The organism is Pseudomonas sp. YQ_6 (assembly GCF_043103245.1).
GTDB classification, from domain to species: domain Bacteria; phylum Pseudomonadota; class Gammaproteobacteria; order Pseudomonadales; family Pseudomonadaceae; genus Aquipseudomonas; species Aquipseudomonas alloputida.
Window position 1 is genome coordinate 1 of record NZ_JBICJR010000034.1, and the last position, 17,705, is coordinate 17,705.

The window sequence follows — 17,705 nt, forward strand, 5'->3', positions numbered from 1 at the left end:
CCGTACTCACAAGCACCCACACGAATTGCTTGATTCGATTTGTTAAAGAGCGTTTGGTTAAGAGCCTTTCGTCTCAACCGAGGCGCGCATTCTACGCTTTCCTCAGAGCCTGTCAAGCGTTTATTTTGAAGTTTTTTGCGAGAAACTCGTTTAGCTTCAAACACTTGACTCAACACAGTGGCTAGCTTTGCTTCGCTACCGCGTTGGAGTGGTGCGCATTATAGGGAGGCCCTCGAGAAGGTCAACCTTTAATTTCAATGATTTGAAATATTTCTGGCAAAGCCGCTTGAGGGCTACCACCTCCCCCACCAATTGCGCACTATATTGCTCACCACCTCCCCGCCCAAGGATTGCCGCACTTAAATGAACACCCAACCCCGCAGCCTGGCCGCCACCCTCTTCCCGATCGGCCTACTGCTTATCGCCATGGCCTCGATTCAGTCCGGCGCCTCCCTGGCCAAAAGCATGTTCCCAATCATCGGCGCACAAGGCACCACCACCCTGCGCCTGATCTTCGCCAGCATCATCATGCTGCTTATATTGCGCCCGTGGCGGGTACGCATGACCGCCAATACGTTGCGCAACGTGGTCATCTACGGCATGGCACTGGGCGGCATGAACTTCCTCTTCTATATGGCCCTGCAAACGGTACCAATCGGTATCGCCGTCGCCCTGGAATTCACCGGCCCGTTGACCGTGGCGATCTTCTCCTCGCGCCGAGCTATCGATTTCCTGTGGATTGCCCTGGCCATCGCAGGCCTGCTGCTGTTGCTGCCGGCAGGTCACAGCGGTCAGGCACTCGACCCAGTGGGCGCCGCCTATGCGCTGGGGGCGGGTGTGTGCTGGGCGCTGTACATCCTGTTCGGGCAACGTGCAGGGGCCGAGCACGGCATCCAGAGCGCGGCCCTGGGGGTGGTGGTCGCGGCCCTGTTCGTCGCCCCCATCGGTATCGCCCACGCCGGTAGCGCTCTGCTCACACCTGCCGTGATCCCCATGGCGTTTGCCGTTGCAATACTGTCCACCGCCCTGCCATACAGCCTGGAAATGGTTGCCCTCACGCGGATTCCGGCGCGCACGTTCGGCACCCTGATGAGCATCGAACCGGCATTTGGCGCATTGTCCGGCCTGCTTTTCCTCGGCGAGGTGCTGACGCTCACTCAATGGCTGGCGATTCTGGCAATCATTACCGCTTCGGTCGGCACCACCCTGTCCATGCGCAAGGCGCCCAGCCCGGCCATCGCAGCAGATTGATATGAGAAATATTTTCATTTGAGAAATGATTAATGATTGTAGCAGCCCGTCTCGCTGATTAAGCTGTCACAGAATCATCATCTTTACGCTATCTACTGGGCCGAACACGGACGCCGAGAGAAGGTTCAGGAAGAACCGAAGCGACAACGACAGGGTCGTGACAACTGATTTGCCCTGCATTTAAGGACAGGAATGAAACGAATTTTTCTCATCCTGGCCATCTTGGCCATTGCTGGATGTGCCGCCACAGCCAAGACCGAGGTCAAAAGGGGCAAGAAGGGCCTGCATATCAACTGCTCCGGTCTTTCTTCCTCGTGGGACAATTGCTACAGCAAGGCCGCAAGCGCCTGCAGCACGCGCGGCTACCGGGTCATTGCGCGCTCGGGCGATAGCGATGAAGAGGCCGGTGACTATTTGTTCGGCATCAACCCGGCGGGTTACACCAGCCGGAGCATGATCATCATCTGTAAATAGAGAAAAGGGCAGTTCGCAAACTGCCCTTTTCCCCTGCGTTACAGCGGTGCAGTACGCATCTCCAGCCAGGCTAGCGCATCCCCTTGGAGCAAGGGCGCCAGGCGCTCATGTACGCAGGCGTGGTAGCCGTTCAGCCACTCCACCTCCTCCTTGGTCAGCAACTCGGGCAACAGACAGCGGGTGTCGATAGGGCACAGCGTCAAGGTTTCGAACTGCAGGAAGTCACCAAAGGCACTCTTCCCCGCTTCGCGGTTGACCACCAGGTTCTCGATGCGAACGCCCCACTGCCCCGGGCGGTACGTACCCGGCTCGATCGAGCTGATCATGCCCACTTGCATCGCCGTCTGCGGTGCAGGTGCCGCCTGGTAGGCGATCACTTGAGGCCCCTCATGCACGTTCATGAAGTAGCCCACGCCGTGGCCGGTACCATGGCCATAGTCGACCTGGTCAGCCCAGATCGGCGCCCGGGCAATGGCGTCGAGCAACGGCGACAGTACCCCTCGCGGGAACGTGGCACGCGACAAGGCAATCATGCCCTTGAGTACACGGGTGCAGTCCTGCTTCTGAGCCTGGCTGGGGTTACCGACCGGCACCATACGGGTGATGTCGGTAGTGCCGCCCAGGTATTGACCGCCCGAGTCGATCAGCAGCAAGCCATTACCCTCGATGAGCGCATGCGACTGCTCGGTGGCCCGGTAGTGTGGCATCGCGCCATTGCCATTGAAGGCGGCAATGGTAGAAAAACTCAGTGAGACGAAATTCGGCCGTCGAGCTCGCGCGGCACTCAATTGCTCGTCAACCGTCAGCTCGGTAATGACCTCCCGGCCGAGGTTCGCCTCGAACCAGGCGAAAAACTCGCACAAGGCTGCGCCGTCCTGCTCCATGACCTGGCGAATATGCACCAGGTCGTCGTCACCCTTGCAGGACTTGCTCAGCGTGGTGGGGTTTAGCCCCTCGACAAGAATCACCTCTGCCGCCAGGTTGTCCAGCAGGCCGCAGGTGACCCGGGCCGGGTCCACCAGCAGCCGCGCCCCCGCAGGAACGGTGCCTAGCGCCTTGCCTGCTTCGCTGTAGTCGCGCACCTCGATGCCATCGACCTCCAGCACATGACGCAGGTGCTCGTCCACCTTGTCCTGGCCCACGAACAGGATGGCCTGCTGCTGATTGATCAGGGCAAAGGCCAGGAAAACCGGATTGTAGGAGACATCGCTGCCGCGCAGGTTGAACAGCCAGGCAATGTCATCCAGGGTAGCGATGAAGTGCCAGTCGGCACCCTTGGCCTGGATGCCCTGGCGCAATTGCGCGAGCTTTTCCGCCCGGCTCACCGTGGCGTGGGGCGGCAGGTGCTGGTACACCGGGTTACCTGGCAGCGCCGGGCGCCCGTCCCAGACCTGACCCAGCAGGTCCATGTCTGTTACCAGCTGCGCTCCACGCGCCTTCAGCCGCTCAGCCAGCTGGCGCGCCGAAGCCAGGGCCATGACCGCACCATCCACTGCCACGCGACCGTTGGGCTCGACATTTTCGCCCAACCATTCCAACGCCCCGGGTTTGCCCGGCAACAGTTTCATCAGTTCGATGCCGCTGCCCTTCAGCTCCTGAGCTGCCTGCTCCCAGTAGCGGCTGTCGACCCACAGCCCGGCAAAGCCGGGGGTGACCACCAGCGTACCAACCGAGCCATGGAACCCCGAAAGCCACTGGCGCCCCTGCCAGTAACCGGGCAGGTATTCGGATAGGTGGGGGTCGGCCGAGGGGACCAGCAAGGCATCGATGCCTCCTGCCGCCATGGCTTGGCGCACGTGCACCAGTCGCTGCGGCACGCTTTGCTCAAGGGTGGTCTGGACGTTCATGCGCTCTCCTGCGGCTTCATAACGGTTGATCCAATAGGCCGATAATGGAACAGCCGCCAGGGCGCTGCAATCGCGACGACCAAGATACGGCATGCCTTGCCCACGACGCCCTGTGCCAATAGGACACTTCCTACAACAGGACCAGGACCACCGATCAAGTTTCCCTGAACTTCCCCAGGACACCGGCTTCACACACAGTACATTCATTGCACACAGGCAAATGACCATGCCCAGTGCCCTCGAACCGAAAGCCGGCGTGGTGTTGCTTGACACCCGCGACCACACGCCCGAACACGAGCACGGCGTTCATCTCAAGCTTGCCGAAGGCCTGGCACGTTTGCTGGGCTGCCCACTTATACAGCCCATGCGGCCGCCAGACGCTGCCGATGCCTACTATTACCTGCCAACCGAGACCCTGATCGACCCCAGACGATATGCCGCCTTGGGTATTTGCAGCGAGCAGGACCTGTTTGGCGGCATGGTGCCGTACCCCTACATGGCGACCAAGGCGATCTCTCACCCGTTACCCGCCGGGGCCAGCTTCCCGCCGGGCTGGACCGACGACTTCGCCCGGCAGGCCAGCGATGCCCTGCTGCGCGGCTACACCGTGTTCAGCAAAGCCGACGCTCGCACTGCCGCACATTTGCTGCTGCTCGACGGCCCGCTGAGGGTCAAGCCGGTACTGGCTTGCGCAGGACGTGGGCAACAGGTCATCACCACTGCAGATGCCCTGGAGCCTCTGCTGGCCGATATGGATGACCAAACGTTGGCGCAGTGGGGCCTGGTGCTCGAAGAAGACCTGAGCGAGGTGCAAACCTTCAGCGTCGGCCAGGTGCGCGTCGCCGGCTTGACCTGCAGCTACCACGGCACCCAGCAACTGACACGTGACCATCAGGGTACCGAGGTCTACGGCGGTTCTGACCTGGTGGTGGTACGTGGCGACTATCAGGCGTTGCTACAGCTCCCACTAGAAGACCACCTGCGCCTTGCCATCAACCAGGCCATGGTTTACGAACAAGCCGCCGAGCAGCACTTCCCGGGCTTTGTCGCCTCACGTCGCAACTATGACATCGCCCGCGGCATCAGCCCTTCGGGCCATCTGTGCAGCGGGGTGCTCGAACAATCCTGGCGCCTGGGTGGTGCCAGCAGTGCCGAACTGTTGGCCCTGCAGGCATTTGCCGATGACCCCGCATTGCAACGGGTGCGTGCTTCCACCCACGAAGTATTCGGCAACCCCGACCTGCCCGCTGACGCCACCCTCTTTTACCAAGGAAACGACAGTGAACTCGGACAACTCAGCAAATTTGCGCGGATTCGCGACCATGGCCATTCAGAGTGAAACCGTTGAACTGCAGGTCGAGAATGACCACATCGCCGGCACCTTGGTCAGCCCGGGCACCAAAATGCCGGGCATTCTCTTCGTACACGGCTGGGGCGGCAGCCAGCAACGTGACCTGGCCCGCGCCCGGCATATCACCGGACTGGGATGCGTGTGCATGACCTTCGACCTGCGCGGTCACGAAAAAACTGAAAGCCAGCGCCTCACGGTCACCCGTGAACAAAACCTGCAGGACTTGCTGGTGGCTTACGATCGACTGGTCAGCCACCCGGCGGTCGACAACAGCGCCATCGCCATTATCGGCAGCAGCTATGGCGGTTACCTGGCGACTCTGCTGACCCGCGAACGGCCGGTCAGGTGGCTGGCCCTGCGGGTACCTGCCATGTACTGGGATGACGAATGGGGCAGCCCGAAGCAAACCCTTGACCGTCAACGCCTGAATGCCTATCGCCAGCGCCCCCTGGGCCCGGCCGACAACCGCGCGCTGGCCGCGTGCGCCGAATTCGGCGGGGATGTATTGCTGGTGGAGTCCGAGCAGGATGACTACGTGCCGCACAGTACCTTGATGAATTACCGCTCGGCGTTCGTCAACGCCCACTCGCTCACGCATCGCATCGTCGACGGCGCCGACCACGCGCTGTCCAGCGAACAGAGCCAGAAAGCGTATAGCTCGCTCCTGGCGGCATGGATCAGCGAAATGGTCATCGGTGCCCGCCTGGATCGCTACCCGCACTACGCACCTTGGTATGCCTGAGGACTGCCCATCTGGCAATGCAGGACGCCATCGTCCCCGCGCACCAGGCTGCGCAGGGCCTGGTAGGCGGCGAAGTTGACACCGCGTGCCTGATGCTGGCCCAGCAGGTCAAGAAACGATTCCTCGACGAAGTGCACGGCCGCCGCAGCCCAGGCCTGGCGTGACTGCCATTGCAGGTACTGCAATACTCGGCAGCCATCGTCGCTGGCCTGGATACTCACACCCTGCAGCCCTTCGCAACGCGCAGCCAATGCTTCACTACGCTCCACCAGGGCCTGAGCCAATGCTTGCTGGTACATACTGGGCACTTCGTATTCGATCATCTGGGTGAACCACAAGGCATGAGGTGTTGCCAACATCGACAGTCTCCTGGCTACGTACGCATGCAGCGCGATGTCGAGCAGGGTAAAACCTCAAGTAAAGTCAAGGTCAAGTGGTTTCTACAGACCCTGGCTGGATACCGCAAACCGCCGCCGATAGTCACTCGGGGTAAGGCCGATGACACGCTGGAATACCTTGCGAAACGCGCCCGGATCCTGGTAACCGACACCCCACGCGATCTGTTCGACGGTGCGCCGGGTAAACTCCAGCAAGCGGCACGCCCGCCCCACCCTCACCTGCTGGCAATACTCGGTCGGGCGCAGCCCGGTAGCGGCACGAAAGCGCCGCAAGAAAGTGCGCGCCTCGAGCCCCGCGCAGGCCGCCATCGTGGCCAGGTCGGCATCCTGCCCGCCATTGCCCTGCAACCAGTGCTGCACCTTCAACACGGCCTCGTCGCCGTGGTCCAGGCGCGGGTTGAACACAGCGCCGGGCAGCGGCGCCGCGACCGGATCGACGGCCAGATAGCGGGCAGTCTCCTGAGCCACCGTCGCCCCCAAAAAGCGCTCCAGCAGGCGCAAGCCGAGGTCCGTCCAGGCCATCAACCCTGCCGAGGTCACGATGTCGCCGTCATCCAGCAACGGCTGCTGGGCCTCTACCCGCACCCTTGGGAAGCGCTGGGCAAGCGCCTGCACATAGTTCCAGTGCGTGCAGGCCGGGCGCCCGTCGAGCAAACCGCTGGCGGCAATGAAAAATACACCGATGCATACCGACGCCAGCACCGTACCACGCCCGTGCAGCAGGCACAGTGGCGCGCGATGACGTTCGAGCAACTCGCCTTGCGGTGCCGACTCCAGGCTTGGCGGAATGATCAGGACGCGCAGGCCCGGTACAGTGACAGCTGAGTTATCCGACGCAGGCAACAACTGCCCCGCCTCATCTGCCTGCCAGCAACTGACGCGAATGCGCGGCAACTCGACGGCCCCCAGTTCGGCCGCAACCCGGTTGGCCACCAGGAACAGGTCGGCCAGGCCATGCACAGCGGCCCGCTGCACGCCGGGGTATAGCAGCAAGCCGATATCCAGGTTAGCGCCGGTGTCAGTTTTTGCCCGCATAGTGTCGCTCGCGCCAATCCTCAGGTGAGTGAACACAGCCTATAACTAACGTCTCTCGACGACTACTGCCACAGGAGGCAGCATGAACAAGCAGGCACTGATCATCATCGACATCCAGAACGACTACTTCCCGGGCGGCAAGTGGCCCCTCGATGGCGTCGACCAGGCGGCCGACAACGCCGCCCGCCTGCTGGCGGCAGCACGCCAGCGCGGCGACCTGGTGGTGCATGTGCGGCATGAGTTCGACACTGCCGATGCACCCTTCTTTACCCCCGGTTCGCAGGGTGCGGCCATCCACGCCAAGGTCGAGCCATTGCCGGGCGAGCCGGTGGTGCTCAAGCACAAGGTCAACGCCTTTCTCGGCACCGATCTTGAGCACACGCTGGACCGGCATGGCGTCGAGGCGCTGACCATCGTCGGCAGCATGAGCCACATGTGCATTGACGCTGCCACCCGGGCTGCGGCCGATATGGGCTATCAAGTGACCGTGGCGCACGATGCCTGCGCAACCCTGCCACTGACCTTCGACGGCAAGCAGGTGCCGGCGGCTCATGTGCACGATTCGGCGATGGCGGCGCTGGCGTTTGCCTATGCCGATGTGGTGAAGACCGACGAGCTGCTGAAAAACTGATCAGCTTGAGACCTTTGGGGCCGCACAGCAGCCCCAAAGCCTGCAGGCTCAAATCGCCACATTGCGCACAAACCTAACAGCCACCACACCATCGTTACGGTAGGCATACCGGCAGTTGCTGGGGAACACATGGAACTGCCCCACCTGCAAGCGATGCTCGACCTCTTCGATGATCAGCGTCAGCTGCCCATCGACCACATAAATCTGCTCGCTCCAGCCTTCGGCATCGGCCTCACTGCAATAGCACTCCCCTGGTGCCAGGGTCCATTCCCAAAGTTCCACCTCGCGCCTTGCCGGGCTGGTGCCCAGCAACACCGCTCTGCTCTGCGGGTGTTCGCCAGCCCACGCCAGCTCTTCAATGCGCCCGGGGTCGCGCAGGTCTGGCGCCTGGATCAGGGTACTGAAAGCCACGCCCAAGGCTTCGGCAATCAGGTCCAATGTGGTCAGGCTGACATTCTTCTCGCCCGCCTCGATCGCGACCAGCATGCGCCGACTGACCCCTGAACGCTCGGCCAGCGCCGCCTGACTCAAGCCGGCGGCGTTGCGCAGACTGCGCACATTGAGGCTGACATGTTGCAGCACCGATGCCCGGTGCGAAGAATCCTTGTGCACTATATTGCTCACTGATCAGGATTGCGCAGTATACTGCCCACTTTTGCGGCGATTGTGCGCCGCCCTTTCCGAGTGTGCAAGACCATGAACCAGCCCAACAGCAAGCCTACTCCTGCCGTCACCTTTCGCCTCAGCAAGGCCGAACTGGTGCTGGTATTCATCACCATGTTGTGGGGCGGCACTTTCCTGTTGGTGCATAACGTAATGACCGTCAGCGGCCCGATGTTCTTCGTCGGCCTGCGTTTCGCGGCAGCCGCGCTGTTCGTTGGTGTGGTCTCAGCACGTGCGCTGCCCGGCCTGACCTTCACCGAACTGAAGGCCGGCATGCTGATCGGCGTGTCGATCATGCTCGGCTATGGCCTGCAGACCATGGGCCTGCAAACCATCAGCAGCAGCCAGTCAGCGTTCATCACTGCGCTGTACGTCCCGTTCGTGCCGCTGCTGCAGTGGCTGGTGCTGGGGCGGCGGCCTGGCCTGATGCCCAGCATGGGTATCTGCCTGGCATTCATCGGCCTGATGCTGCTGGCCGGGCCGGAAGGCGGCAGCCTGCGTTTCAGCGAGGGCGAACTGGTCACCCTGATCAGCGCCGTGGCCATCGCCGGTGAAATCATTCTGATCAGCCGCTACGCCGGTCAGGTCGATGTGCGCCGGGTTACTGTGGTGCAACTGGCGACTGCATCGCTGCTGGCGTTCCTGATGATCGTGCCGACCCAGGAGCGCATCCCCGACTTCTCCTGGCTGTTGCTGGCCAGCGCAGTGGGCCTGGGCGCAATGAGTGCAGTGATCCAGGTGGCGATGAACTGGGCACAGAAGTCGGTTTCGCCTACCCGCGCCACACTCATCTATGCCGGTGAACCGGTGTGGGCCGGCATCGTCGGGCGTCTGGCTGGCGAGCGCCTGCCTGGCGTGGCGCTGCTCGGCGGCCTGCTGATCGTGGTTGCCGTAGTGGTCAGTGAACTCAAGGTGCGGCGCCCTCGTGAAACCGTCGAAACATGCGATGTGCAGAACCCGGGCGAACGCCAGGCGGGGCTGTAAAACGGTCAACAGCGGCTATTCTTTGTAAAAAACTGTTATAAAAAAAACGCTTGTCACAGCCGGTTTGTAGGATCCTGCGACAGCTTGCGTGTTGGTGATAAACACCTCGGCACGTATGATTCTTTGCAAACTTCTCCAGAATAGGCCGCTATGTCCTTGATAGTGCTATTGCTTCTGCCGTTCGTGGGCAGTTGCCTGGCAGCTGTGCTGCCGCACAACGCACGTAACGCCGAGTCCATTCTTGCCGGGCTCGTAGCCCTGGTCGGTACCGTCCAGGTAGCACTTCTGTACCCTCAGGTTGCCCATGGTGGCGTCATTCGCGAAGAGTTCCTGTGGCTGCCCAGCCTGGGAATGAACCTGGTGTTGCGCATGGACGGCTTTGCCTGGCTGTTCTCGTTGCTGGTACTGGGCATTGGCGCACTGGTATCGCTGTATGCCCGCTACTACATGTCACCACAAGATCCGGTACCACGCTTCTTCGCGTTCTTCCTGGCCTTCATGGGCGCCATGCTCGGCCTGGTCATCTCCGGCAACCTGATCCAACTGGTGTTCTTCTGGGAACTGACCAGCCTGTTCTCCTTCCTGCTGATCGGCTACTGGCACCACCGCGCCGACGCCCGTCGTGGCGCCTACATGGCGCTGATGGTAACCGGCGCAGGCGGCTTGTGCCTGCTGGTAGGGGCCCTGCTGCTCGGCCATGTGGTCGGCAGCTATGATCTGGACAAGGTTCTGGCTGCCGGGCATACCATCCGCCAGCATGCGCTTTACCCGGTGCTGCTGCCCCTGATACTCATCGGCGCCCTGACCAAGAGCGCACAGTTTCCCTTCCAGTTCTGGCTGCCCCACGCCATGGCAGCGCCCACACCGGTGTCGGCCTATTTGCACTCTGCAACCATGGTCAAGGCCGGGGTGTTCCTGCTGGCACGCCTGTGGCCGGTACTTTCCGGTAGCGAGGAGTGGTTCTGGATCGTCGGCGGTGCCGGTGCCCTCACCCTGCTGCTCGGCGCTTTCGCCGCCATGTTCCAGAATGACCTCAAGGGCCTGCTGGCCTATTCGACCATCAGCCACCTGGGCCTGATTACCCTGCTGCTGGGCCTTAACAGCCCGCTGGCTGCCGTCGCCGCGGTATTCCACATTCTCAACCATGCCACCTTCAAGGCCTCGCTGTTCATGGCCGCCGGCATCATCGACCACGAGAGCGGCACCCGTGACATTCGCCGCCTCAGCGGCCTGATCCGCCTGGTGCCCTACACCGCGACCCTGGCCATGGTCGCCAGCGCGTCGATGGCCGGCGTGCCACTGATGAACGGCTTCCTGTCGAAGGAAATGTTCTTCGCCGAAACGGTATTCATCAGTTCCACCGCCTGGGTCGAGGCCACGCTGCCGGTAATCGCCACCCTGGCCGGCACCTTCAGCGTGGCGTATGCCCTGCGTTTTACCGTCGATGTGTTCTTCGGGCCGACAGCCCAGGACCTGCCCCATACCCCGCACGAGCCGCCACGCTGGATGCGTGCTCCGGTGGAGCTGCTGGTGCTCACGTGCCTGGTAGTGGGCATCTTCCCCACCCAGTCGGTCGGCCCCCTGTTGGCCGCTGCGGCCCTGCCGGTGGTTGGCGGTACCCTGCCGGAATACAGCCTGGCCATCTGGCATGGCTGGAACGCGCCGATGATCATGAGCCTGGTCGCCATGAGCGGCGGCATAGTCCTGTACCTGTTGCTGCGCAAGCAACTGCGCCTGGGCCGCTTCCCCTACCCGCCCGTGATCGAGCGCTTCAATGGCAAGCGACTGTTCGAGCACGGCCAGGTTCACCTGATGCTGCTGGCGCGTCGCATCGAGCGCGTGCTCACCACCCGCCGACTGCAGTCGCAGCTGTTCATGCTGGTATTCGCCGCGTTCCTCGCGGGCCTCACGCCTATGCTGTATAGCGGCCTGAGCTGGGGTGATCGCCCGAAGATTCCCGGTTCGGGCGTGTTCGTCGCCCTGTGGCTGATCGCCATTGCCTGCGCCATCGGCGCCGCCTATCAGGCCAAGTACCACCGCCTGGCGGCACTGATCATGGTCAGCGTCTGCGGCCTGATGACCTGCATCACTTTCGTCTGGTTCTCTGCGCCCGACCTGGCACTGACCCAGTTGGTGGTGGAAGTGGTCACCACCGTGCTGATCCTGCTTGGCCTGCGCTGGCTGCCACGGCGTATCGAAGGCGTGTCGCCACTGCCTGGTAGCCTGGAGCGCGCGCGCATGCGCCGCCTGCGTGACTTGCTGCTGGCCGTGCTGGTGGGTGGCGGCATGGCCGTGCTGTCGTACGCCATGCTGACCCGGCCGACGCCCAACGACATTTCCTCGTTCTATTTGAGCCGTGCATTGCCTCAGGGCGGCGGCACCAATGTTGTCAATGTCATGCTGGTCGACTTCCGCGGCTTCGATACCCTCGGTGAAATCACCGTATTGGTGGCTGTGGCATTGACCGTGTTCGCCCTGCTACGGCGCTTCCGTCCTCCGAAAGAGAGCATGCAGCTGCCGGCGCAACAACGCCAGTTGGCGCCAGACGTGGTCACCGACCTGATCAACCCGCGGCATGCCACCGATACCGCGCTGGGCTTCATGATGGTGCCGGCAGCGCTGGTGCGCCTGCTGCTGCCGATCGCCTTGCTGGTGTCGATGTACCTGTTCATGCGCGGGCACAACCAGCCCGGCGGCGGGTTTGTCGCTGGCTTGGTCATGTCGGTGGCGTTCATCCTCCAGTACATGGTGGCCGGCACCCAGTGGGTCGAGGCGCAGATGAGCCTGCGGCCGCTGCGCTGGATGGGCACCGGGCTGCTGTGCGCGACCCTGACCGGGGCCGGCGCCATGCTGCTGGGTTACCCGTTCCTCACCACCCATACCGCCCACTTGCACCTGCCGTTGCTAGGTGATGTGCACGTGGCCAGCGCGCTGTTCTTCGATATCGGCGTATACACCGTCGTGGTCGGCTCGACCCTGCTGATCCTCACGGCCCTGGCGCACCAGTCGGTGCGCGCCTATCGCCCGGGCAACCCGGCAAAAACCAGCCAAGCAGGAGCCGCCTGATGGAAGAAGTGATTGCAGTCGCCATCGGCGTGCTGGCTGCCTCCGGGGTGTGGCTGATCCTGCGCCCGCGTACCTACCAGGTGATCATGGGCCTGTGTCTGCTTTCTTACGGGGTCAACCTGTTCATCTTCAGCATGGGCAGCCTGTTCATCGGCAAGGAGCCAATCATCAAGGATGGCGTTACCCAGGACCTGTTGCATTACACCGACCCGCTGCCACAGGCACTGGTGCTCACCGCCATCGTCATCAGTTTTGCCATGACCGCGCTGTTCCTGGTGGTGCTGCTGGCCTCGCGCGGCCTGACCGGTACCGACCACGTGGACGGCCGGGAGCGTGACGAATGAGTGGTATGAGCCAACTGATTGTCGCCCCCATTCTACTGCCGCTGATTACGGCGGCGATGATGTTGCTGCTGGGTGAAAAGCACAGGCATATCAAGGCCAGTCTGAACCTGCTGTCAACCTTCACCGGCCTGGCAATCGCGGTCTCTCTGCTGCTGTGGGTGCGCACACAGGGCCAGGCAGCATCGATCGGCGTGTACCTGCCAGGCAACTGGCCAGCGCCGTTTGGCATCGTGCTGGTAGTGGACCACCTGTCCGCGCTCTTGCTGAGCCTGACCGGGGTCATCGGTTTCAGCGCCCTGCTGTTTGCCCGTGCCCGCTGGGACGGTGCAGGGGCCAGCTTCCATGCGCTGTTCCAGATCCAGTTGATGGGGCTGTACGGCGCCTTCCTCACCGCCGACCTATTCAACCTGTTCGTCTTCTTCGAAGTGCTGCTGGCTGCCTCCTATGGCTTGCTGCTGCATGGTTCGGGGCGTGCGCGGGTGCGTTCCGGCCTGCACTACATCGCTATCAACCTGTTTGCCTCGTCACTGTTCCTGATCGGCGCAGCGATGCTGTATGGCGTGACCGGCACCCTGAACATGGCCGACCTGGCGCTGAAGGTTCCACTGGTACCGGAGGCCGACCGTGGCCTGCTGCATGCCGGCGCGGCAATCCTGGCCGTGGCCTTCCTGGTCAAGGCCGGTATCTGGCCGCTGAACTTCTGGCTGGTGCCAGCTTACGCGTCAGCCAGCGCGCCGGTGGCTGCACTGTTCGCCATCATGACCAAAGTCGGCCTGTACGCCGTGCTGCGCCTGTGGACGCTGCTGTTCTCCGGGCAGGCCGGGGCCTCGGCGCATTTCGGCGGCGAATGGCTGATTTACGGCGGCCTGGTTACCCTGGCGGTGGCAGCGGTATCGATCCTGGCAGCACAGCGCCTGGAGCGTATGGCGGCACTCAGTATCCTGGTTTCGGCCGGCACGCTGCTGGGTGCGGTGGGTTTTGCCCAGGCGGCCCTGACCGGCGCGGCGCTGTTCTACTTGGTCAACTCGACACTTGCGCTGTGCGCACTGTTCCTGCTCGCCGAACTGGTCGAACGCTCACGCTCAGCCAATGAAGCGCCGCTGGACGAAGAAGAAGACGCCATGCCACCGCCACTGGAATCGCTGCACCCGCCCAAGGGCATCAACCTCGACGATGAACAGCAGGTGGTAATCGGCCAGATCATCCCGTGGACCATGGCCTTCCTCGGCCTCAGCTTCATTGCCTGCGCTCTACTGATCATCGGCATGCCGCCGCTGTCGGGCTTTGTAGGCAAGCTCAACCTGATCAGCGCGCTGTTCAATCCACTGGGCCTCGGCGTACCGGCCGAGCAGCCGCTGAGTGCCGCCGGCTGGGGCCTGGTGGCGTTGCTGATCCTGTCCGGCATGGCCTCGCTGATCGCCTTCGGCCGCGTCGGCATCCAGCGTTTCTGGAAGCCCGAAGAGCGCCCGTCACCGGTGCTGCGGCGCTATGAATGCCTGCCCATCGTCATCCTGCTCGGCTTGTGCCTCATCCTCAGCTTCAAGGCCGAGCCGTTGCTGCGCTACACCCAGGACACTGCCGCCAGCCTGCAGGCCCCCGATGCCTATATCAAAGCCGTGATGGCCGCCCAGCCGATTCCTGGCCCCACCTCGCGCGACGTACAGGTGCAGCCATGAACCGACTGTTCCCCGCTCCACTGTTATCGGTCTCGCTGTTTGGCCTGTGGCTGCTGCTGAACCTCTCGGTCAGCCCCGGCAACCTGCTGCTGGGCGCCGCACTTGGCATACTGGCGCCACTGTTGATGGCGCCCCTGCGCCCGCAGCATGCACACGTACGGCGCCCCCTGGCCATCGCCCGCCTCATCTGCCGGGTCGGCATCGATGTGATCACCTCCAACCTGCTGGTGGCCCGTGGTGTGCTGCGGGCCGGCAAGCAGCCGCCACGCTCTGCGTTCGTTCACATACCATTGGCATTGCGTGACCCCCACGGCCTGGCAGCGCTGTCGATGATCACCACCGTGGTGCCTGGCACAGTCTGGTCCGAACTGGCACTGGACCGCAGCGTGCTGTTGCTGCATGTGTTTGAGCTGGACGATGAAGCGGCCTTCATACAGCACTTCAAGGACACTTACGAACGCCCGCTTATGGAGATTTTCCAATGACAGGCCTGCTCGCCAATGCCGTCCTCGCCAGCCTGTTCATCTTCGCCCTGGCCATGAGCCTGGCGCTGATCCGGCTGTTCCGTGGCCCGTCCGCCCAAGACCGCGTGCTGGCCCTGGACTACCTGTACATCCTGGCCATGCTCACCATGCTGGTGCTGGGTATCCGTTATGCCAGTGACACCTACTTCGAAGGTGCCCTGCTGATTGCACTGTTTGGTTTCGTCGGCTCGTTTGCCTTGGCCAAGTTTCTGCTGCGCGGTGAGGTGATCGAATGACTGAAGCCCTGGTACTGCCCTTCTGGCTGGAGCTGGTCACCGCCGCGCTACTGCTCACCGGCAGCCTGTTCGCGCTGGTCGGTGCTATAGGCCTGGTACGCCTGAAAGACTACTTCCAGCGCATGCACCCGCCAGCGCTGGCCTCGACCCTTGGTGCCTGGTGCGTTGCACTGGCCTCGATCATCTACTTTTCGTGGCTCAAGGGCACCCCGGTGCTCCACGCGTGGCTGATTCCGATCCTGCTGTCGATCACCGTGCCGATAACCACGCTGTTGCTGGCGCGGGCGGCGCTATTCCGCAAGCGCATGTCGAAAGAGCCGGTGCCTGAAGAGGTCAGCAGCGGCCGAGACCGTGGCAATTGAAGGTTTGCCGTCTCAACCTTGGCTGAGACGCTGCAACTCGCGCCGGACCATGGCGGCATACGGTGGCGGGCTGAGGCGATAGAGCTCAGCCGCCACCCAAGTCAACCAGGCGCCTTGCAGCTTCTCACGCCCGGCCAGCAAACGTTCTGCCTCAGCCACGGCATCTGCCTGGTGCTGCCGATGAAACTCGGCCCGCGAGGCTGGTGAGTCGTGACTGTCGGTCATTCACTGGCCTTGAAGGTGGTCAGTTCACCCTTGCGCCATTTGGCGACCTTGCCAGTCACTGCTTTAAGCAACTTGCCCAGGCCTTCCTGCACTTGCTGCTGCGCGGCGAATACCAGCATCACGCCATGGCCTTCACGAAATACGATGCCCTCGCCTTCCGGCACAGAAACGAAGGCGTAATCACCCACGCCATACACATTCAACTTGATGTCGCGAAAGCGCATTTCCAACTTGCCACCTTCGCGGCTGGGCAATACGGCAGCACGAAAGTGGTCGCCGACTTTCAGTTCAAGGCGCTGCTTGTCATCGACCACCAGTGCACTCTCGGTGTCGATTTCGGCCATGTACAGGCCTTCGGGACTCTGTTCGGTGACATAGATGAAGCGGCCCTGAAACAGTTGGGCCAATTTACCGCGCAAGTCGCCCAGGGCGAACAACGCATGCGTATCAAGTGTGCTGACTGCCAATGAAGTAATCCTCAACCGGTTACAACCCGCCCTCACCCAAGCTCGGGGAGGCACGGCCATTTCTTATCGATAGGCAAAAAGAGTAATAAAGCGATATGCGAAATGTCTGTGCTCGCCGACGATGCAGCGTGCAGGAATCTTTACTCTGGTTTGCCAGACTCGCCCTCAACCGAAGGCGTTTGGCTCATTCCCGGCTTGGGAAGCGTGATGCCTGAAATCACTCGCCAGAAAACGCAACCAATGGCGTGAGCCTGCAAGAAGACAAGCCCTGGCATCCATGTGCGCATTACTGTAGGACAAATATGCCCGAAAACACCGAAACCCGTCGAGAGGCAATAAACATTTTCAGGCAGCCAGCCCTTTCTTCAGCTGCTGCTGCCAGGCAGCCTGGCACTCAAGCGCTTCTTCGCGCGTGGCGAAGGCGGTGCCGCGACGCTCTCCATTGACCAGCACTACCCAGCAAATACGCTTGCCCAGCGCCTGCAAGGTGGCCGGCACACCCGACCCTATCATCACAGCCACATCGACTCGGCTATTCATCATCCCCTCCGGAATTTAATTAGCACCCTAACGATAAAGCCATGATACGCCTGACAGTGACGCGGAAACAGCGCATCGCGGTACAGCAGTGTTTCGTAAGGCGCAACAAAAACGGTCTCGTCGAGAAACGCAAAAAGCCCCAGGGATAGCTCCGAGGGGCTTGGCACCACGCGCGGTTTTATACCTGGCGCTGGTGGCGGTCGAGCTGCTCGTGGCGCTCCTGGGCTTCGATGCAGTACTTGGTGGTCGGGCTGATCAGCAAGCGCTTCAGGCCGATGGGCTCACCACTGTCATCGCACCAGCCGAAGCTTTCGTCGGCAATACGGTCCAGGGCCATTTCCAGCTGTGGTAGCAGGCGCTGGTCGCGGTCGATGGCATTTACCAGCCAGCTACGTTCTTCTTCGACCGAAGCCACGTCGGCAGGGTCTGACGGAGTGTCCAGGCCTTCGATGGTGGTGCGGCTGAGTTCGATGCGTTCATGGGTTTCGACTTTCATCGCCTGCAGCAGCTCAGTAAAGAAGGCAAGCTGGTCGGCGTTCATGTAGTCATCGGCCGACATGGCCAGCAACTGTTCCTTGGTCATCGATTTCTCTATGAAAAAATGTGCATTTGGGCGATTCATGTGCCGTCGATGCCTATGCATCGCCAGCGGAATTCTTCAAGCGCCAACCGGCACTCTTTTACAGGGGGCGGCAGTCTAAGGCGCCACGCCGCGTGGAGCAACTGCAAATGGGTGCGAATTTGCTTCCACTGCTCACAATCCGCCGGTCGGCACCCCAGCTCAGCTGAAGGGCCAGTAGTAAACTGTGATTCTGGCAGTGCCCATTCGCCTGCTGTTGCTGTTGCCGTTGCCGTTGCCGTTGCCGTTGCCGTTGATCTTGATCTTGAT

General features: G+C 62.0%; 20 protein-coding genes. 12 read left to right on the plus strand and 8 right to left on the minus strand.

Annotated features, from left to right (window positions below; genetic code table 11):
• Positions 1–363 precede the first annotated feature (363 nt).
• Together rhtA and ACF8FG_RS11100 are read left to right on the plus strand one after the other, a co-directional pair.
• On the plus strand, positions 364–1,251 hold the full coding sequence (gene rhtA, locus ACF8FG_RS11095) for a threonine/homoserine exporter RhtA (protein ID WP_014591705.1): 888 nt from the start codon (positions 364–366) through the stop codon (positions 1,249–1,251).
• 192 nt (positions 1,252–1,443) lie between these two features.
• A complete protein-coding gene (locus ACF8FG_RS11100) occupies positions 1,444–1,725 on the plus strand; it encodes a hypothetical protein (protein ID WP_014591706.1) in 282 nt (93 codons plus the stop codon).
• A gap of 38 nt (positions 1,726–1,763) precedes the next feature.
• Here the strand turns inward: ACF8FG_RS11100 and ACF8FG_RS11105 are convergent, their stop codons facing one another.
• Complete coding sequence (locus ACF8FG_RS11105) at positions 1,764–3,572, minus strand: aminopeptidase P family protein (RefSeq protein WP_081384727.1); 1,809 nt, start codon at positions 3,570–3,572, stop codon at positions 1,764–1,766.
• 220 nt (positions 3,573–3,792) lie between these two features.
• Here ACF8FG_RS11105 and ACF8FG_RS11110 point away from each other — a divergent pair, with 220 nt between their 5' ends.
• Together ACF8FG_RS11110 and ACF8FG_RS11115 are read left to right on the plus strand one after the other, a co-directional pair.
• Positions 3,793–4,911, plus strand: coding sequence for a DUF3182 family protein (locus ACF8FG_RS11110; protein ID WP_318081690.1), 1,119 nt, complete (start codon positions 3,793–3,795; stop codon positions 4,909–4,911).
• Positions 4,895–5,665 (plus strand): S9 family peptidase, encoded by a 771-nt coding sequence (locus tag ACF8FG_RS11115; protein WP_019437607.1) that lies wholly within the window; start codon positions 4,895–4,897, stop codon positions 5,663–5,665. The genes ACF8FG_RS11110 and ACF8FG_RS11115 overlap by 17 nt, the downstream gene beginning before the upstream one ends.
• Here the strand turns inward: ACF8FG_RS11115 and ACF8FG_RS11120 are convergent.
• Entirely contained in the window at positions 5,644–6,024 is a 381-nt protein-coding gene (locus ACF8FG_RS11120; protein WP_318081689.1) for an antibiotic biosynthesis monooxygenase, read from the minus strand. The two genes, ACF8FG_RS11115 and ACF8FG_RS11120, sit on opposite strands and share 22 nt — an antisense overlap.
• An 81-nt stretch (positions 6,025–6,105) precedes the next feature.
• Positions 6,106–7,098 carry a GlxA family transcriptional regulator gene (locus ACF8FG_RS11125; RefSeq protein WP_014591711.1) on the minus strand — a complete coding sequence of 331 codons (993 nt, stop codon included), beginning with the start codon at positions 7,096–7,098 and terminating at the stop codon, positions 6,106–6,108.
• Positions 7,099–7,180: 82 nt separating this feature from the next.
• Between ACF8FG_RS11125 and ACF8FG_RS11130 the strand changes: the two genes are divergently transcribed.
• Positions 7,181–7,729, plus strand: a complete 549-nt coding sequence (locus ACF8FG_RS11130; RefSeq protein ID WP_076403364.1) for a cysteine hydrolase family protein — start codon at positions 7,181–7,183, stop codon at positions 7,727–7,729.
• Positions 7,730–7,777: 48 nt separating this feature from the next.
• Here ACF8FG_RS11130 and ACF8FG_RS11135 read toward each other — a convergent pair whose 3' ends face one another.
• Positions 7,778–8,341, minus strand: a complete 564-nt coding sequence (locus ACF8FG_RS11135; RefSeq protein ID WP_014591713.1) for a helix-turn-helix domain-containing protein — start codon at positions 8,339–8,341, stop codon at positions 7,778–7,780.
• Positions 8,342–8,425: 84 nt separating this feature from the next.
• Here ACF8FG_RS11135 and ACF8FG_RS11140 point away from each other — a divergent pair, with 84 nt between their 5' ends.
• The 7 genes from ACF8FG_RS11140 (at position 8,426) to ACF8FG_RS11170 (ending at position 15,584) form a co-directional block, all read left to right on the plus strand.
• Positions 8,426–9,376, plus strand: coding sequence for a DMT family transporter (locus tag ACF8FG_RS11140; RefSeq protein ID WP_041167037.1), 951 nt, complete (start codon positions 8,426–8,428; stop codon positions 9,374–9,376).
• A gap of 150 nt (positions 9,377–9,526) precedes the next feature.
• Positions 9,527–12,442 (plus strand): monovalent cation/H+ antiporter subunit A, encoded by a 2,916-nt coding sequence (locus ACF8FG_RS11145; protein WP_070384141.1) that lies wholly within the window; start codon positions 9,527–9,529, stop codon positions 12,440–12,442.
• Positions 12,442–12,786, plus strand: a complete 345-nt coding sequence (locus ACF8FG_RS11150) for a Na+/H+ antiporter subunit C (RefSeq protein ID WP_003250128.1) — start codon at positions 12,442–12,444, stop codon at positions 12,784–12,786. The genes ACF8FG_RS11145 and ACF8FG_RS11150 overlap by 1 nt, the downstream gene beginning before the upstream one ends.
• Positions 12,783–14,462 (plus strand): monovalent cation/H+ antiporter subunit D, encoded by a 1,680-nt coding sequence (locus ACF8FG_RS11155; protein WP_019437601.1) that lies wholly within the window; start codon positions 12,783–12,785, stop codon positions 14,460–14,462. Before ACF8FG_RS11150 ends, ACF8FG_RS11155 begins: the two co-directional genes overlap by 4 nt.
• A complete protein-coding gene (locus ACF8FG_RS11160; RefSeq protein ID WP_014591717.1) occupies positions 14,459–14,947 on the plus strand; it encodes a Na+/H+ antiporter subunit E in 489 nt (162 codons plus the stop codon). Before ACF8FG_RS11155 ends, ACF8FG_RS11160 begins: the two co-directional genes overlap by 4 nt.
• Positions 14,944–15,222: a K+/H+ antiporter subunit F gene (locus tag ACF8FG_RS11165; RefSeq protein WP_010953203.1), complete on the plus strand. Its 279-nt coding sequence runs from the start codon at positions 14,944–14,946 to the stop codon at positions 15,220–15,222. Before ACF8FG_RS11160 ends, ACF8FG_RS11165 begins: the two co-directional genes overlap by 4 nt.
• Positions 15,219–15,584: a Na+/H+ antiporter subunit G gene (locus tag ACF8FG_RS11170; RefSeq protein WP_003250107.1), complete on the plus strand. Its 366-nt coding sequence runs from the start codon at positions 15,219–15,221 to the stop codon at positions 15,582–15,584. The genes ACF8FG_RS11165 and ACF8FG_RS11170 overlap by 4 nt, the downstream gene beginning before the upstream one ends.
• Before the next feature lie 12 nt (positions 15,585–15,596).
• Here the strand turns inward: ACF8FG_RS11170 and ACF8FG_RS11175 are convergent, their stop codons facing one another.
• From ACF8FG_RS11175 to ACF8FG_RS11190, 4 genes are all read right to left on the minus strand, one after another.
• Complete coding sequence (locus ACF8FG_RS11175) at positions 15,597–15,809, minus strand: hypothetical protein (protein WP_010953202.1); 213 nt, start codon at positions 15,807–15,809, stop codon at positions 15,597–15,599.
• Complete coding sequence (locus ACF8FG_RS11180) at positions 15,806–16,276, minus strand: hypothetical protein (RefSeq protein ID WP_014591718.1); 471 nt, start codon at positions 16,274–16,276, stop codon at positions 15,806–15,808. The genes ACF8FG_RS11175 and ACF8FG_RS11180 overlap by 4 nt, the downstream gene beginning before the upstream one ends.
• 345 nt (positions 16,277–16,621) lie before the next feature.
• On the minus strand, positions 16,622–16,816 hold the full coding sequence (locus ACF8FG_RS11185) for a hypothetical protein (RefSeq protein ID WP_012271507.1): 195 nt from the start codon (positions 16,814–16,816) through the stop codon (positions 16,622–16,624).
• Positions 16,817–16,994: 178 nt separating this feature from the next.
• Positions 16,995–17,399, minus strand: coding sequence for a TraR/DksA family transcriptional regulator (locus ACF8FG_RS11190; RefSeq protein ID WP_003250099.1), 405 nt, complete (start codon positions 17,397–17,399; stop codon positions 16,995–16,997).
• Between the last annotated feature and the right edge of the window lie 306 nt (positions 17,400–17,705).

Bases quoted from the DNA above. Each gene is read 5' to 3' on its own strand.
- rhtA (WP_014591705.1), top strand. From the start codon at position 364: ATGAACACCCAACCCCGCAGCCTGGCCGCCACCCTCTTCCCGATCGGC.
- ACF8FG_RS11100 (WP_014591706.1), top strand. From the start codon at position 1,444: ATGAAACGAATTTTTCTCATCCTGGCCATCTTGGCCATTGCTGGATGT.
- ACF8FG_RS11105 (WP_081384727.1), bottom strand. From the start codon at position 3,572: ATGAACGTCCAGACCACCCTTGAGCAAAGCGTGCCGCAGCGACTGGTG.
- ACF8FG_RS11110 (WP_318081690.1), top strand. From the start codon at position 3,793: ATGACCATGCCCAGTGCCCTCGAACCGAAAGCCGGCGTGGTGTTGCTT.
- ACF8FG_RS11115 (WP_019437607.1), top strand. From the start codon at position 4,895: ATGGCCATTCAGAGTGAAACCGTTGAACTGCAGGTCGAGAATGACCAC.
- ACF8FG_RS11120 (WP_318081689.1), bottom strand. From the start codon at position 6,024: ATGTTGGCAACACCTCATGCCTTGTGGTTCACCCAGATGATCGAATAC.
- ACF8FG_RS11125 (WP_014591711.1), bottom strand. From the start codon at position 7,098: ATGCGGGCAAAAACTGACACCGGCGCTAACCTGGATATCGGCTTGCTG.
- ACF8FG_RS11130 (WP_076403364.1), top strand. From the start codon at position 7,181: ATGAACAAGCAGGCACTGATCATCATCGACATCCAGAACGACTACTTC.
- ACF8FG_RS11140 (WP_041167037.1), top strand. From the start codon at position 8,426: ATGAACCAGCCCAACAGCAAGCCTACTCCTGCCGTCACCTTTCGCCTC.
- ACF8FG_RS11145 (WP_070384141.1), top strand. From the start codon at position 9,527: ATGTCCTTGATAGTGCTATTGCTTCTGCCGTTCGTGGGCAGTTGCCTG.
- ACF8FG_RS11150 (WP_003250128.1), top strand. From the start codon at position 12,442: ATGGAAGAAGTGATTGCAGTCGCCATCGGCGTGCTGGCTGCCTCCGGG.
- ACF8FG_RS11155 (WP_019437601.1), top strand. From the start codon at position 12,783: ATGAGTGGTATGAGCCAACTGATTGTCGCCCCCATTCTACTGCCGCTG.
- ACF8FG_RS11160 (WP_014591717.1), top strand. From the start codon at position 14,459: ATGAACCGACTGTTCCCCGCTCCACTGTTATCGGTCTCGCTGTTTGGC.
- ACF8FG_RS11165 (WP_010953203.1), top strand. From the start codon at position 14,944: ATGACAGGCCTGCTCGCCAATGCCGTCCTCGCCAGCCTGTTCATCTTC.
- ACF8FG_RS11170 (WP_003250107.1), top strand. From the start codon at position 15,219: ATGACTGAAGCCCTGGTACTGCCCTTCTGGCTGGAGCTGGTCACCGCC.
- ACF8FG_RS11175 (WP_010953202.1), bottom strand. From the start codon at position 15,809: ATGACCGACAGTCACGACTCACCAGCCTCGCGGGCCGAGTTTCATCGG.
- ACF8FG_RS11185 (WP_012271507.1), bottom strand. From the start codon at position 16,816: ATGAATAGCCGAGTCGATGTGGCTGTGATGATAGGGTCGGGTGTGCCG.
- ACF8FG_RS11190 (WP_003250099.1), bottom strand. From the start codon at position 17,399: ATGACCAAGGAACAGTTGCTGGCCATGTCGGCCGATGACTACATGAAC.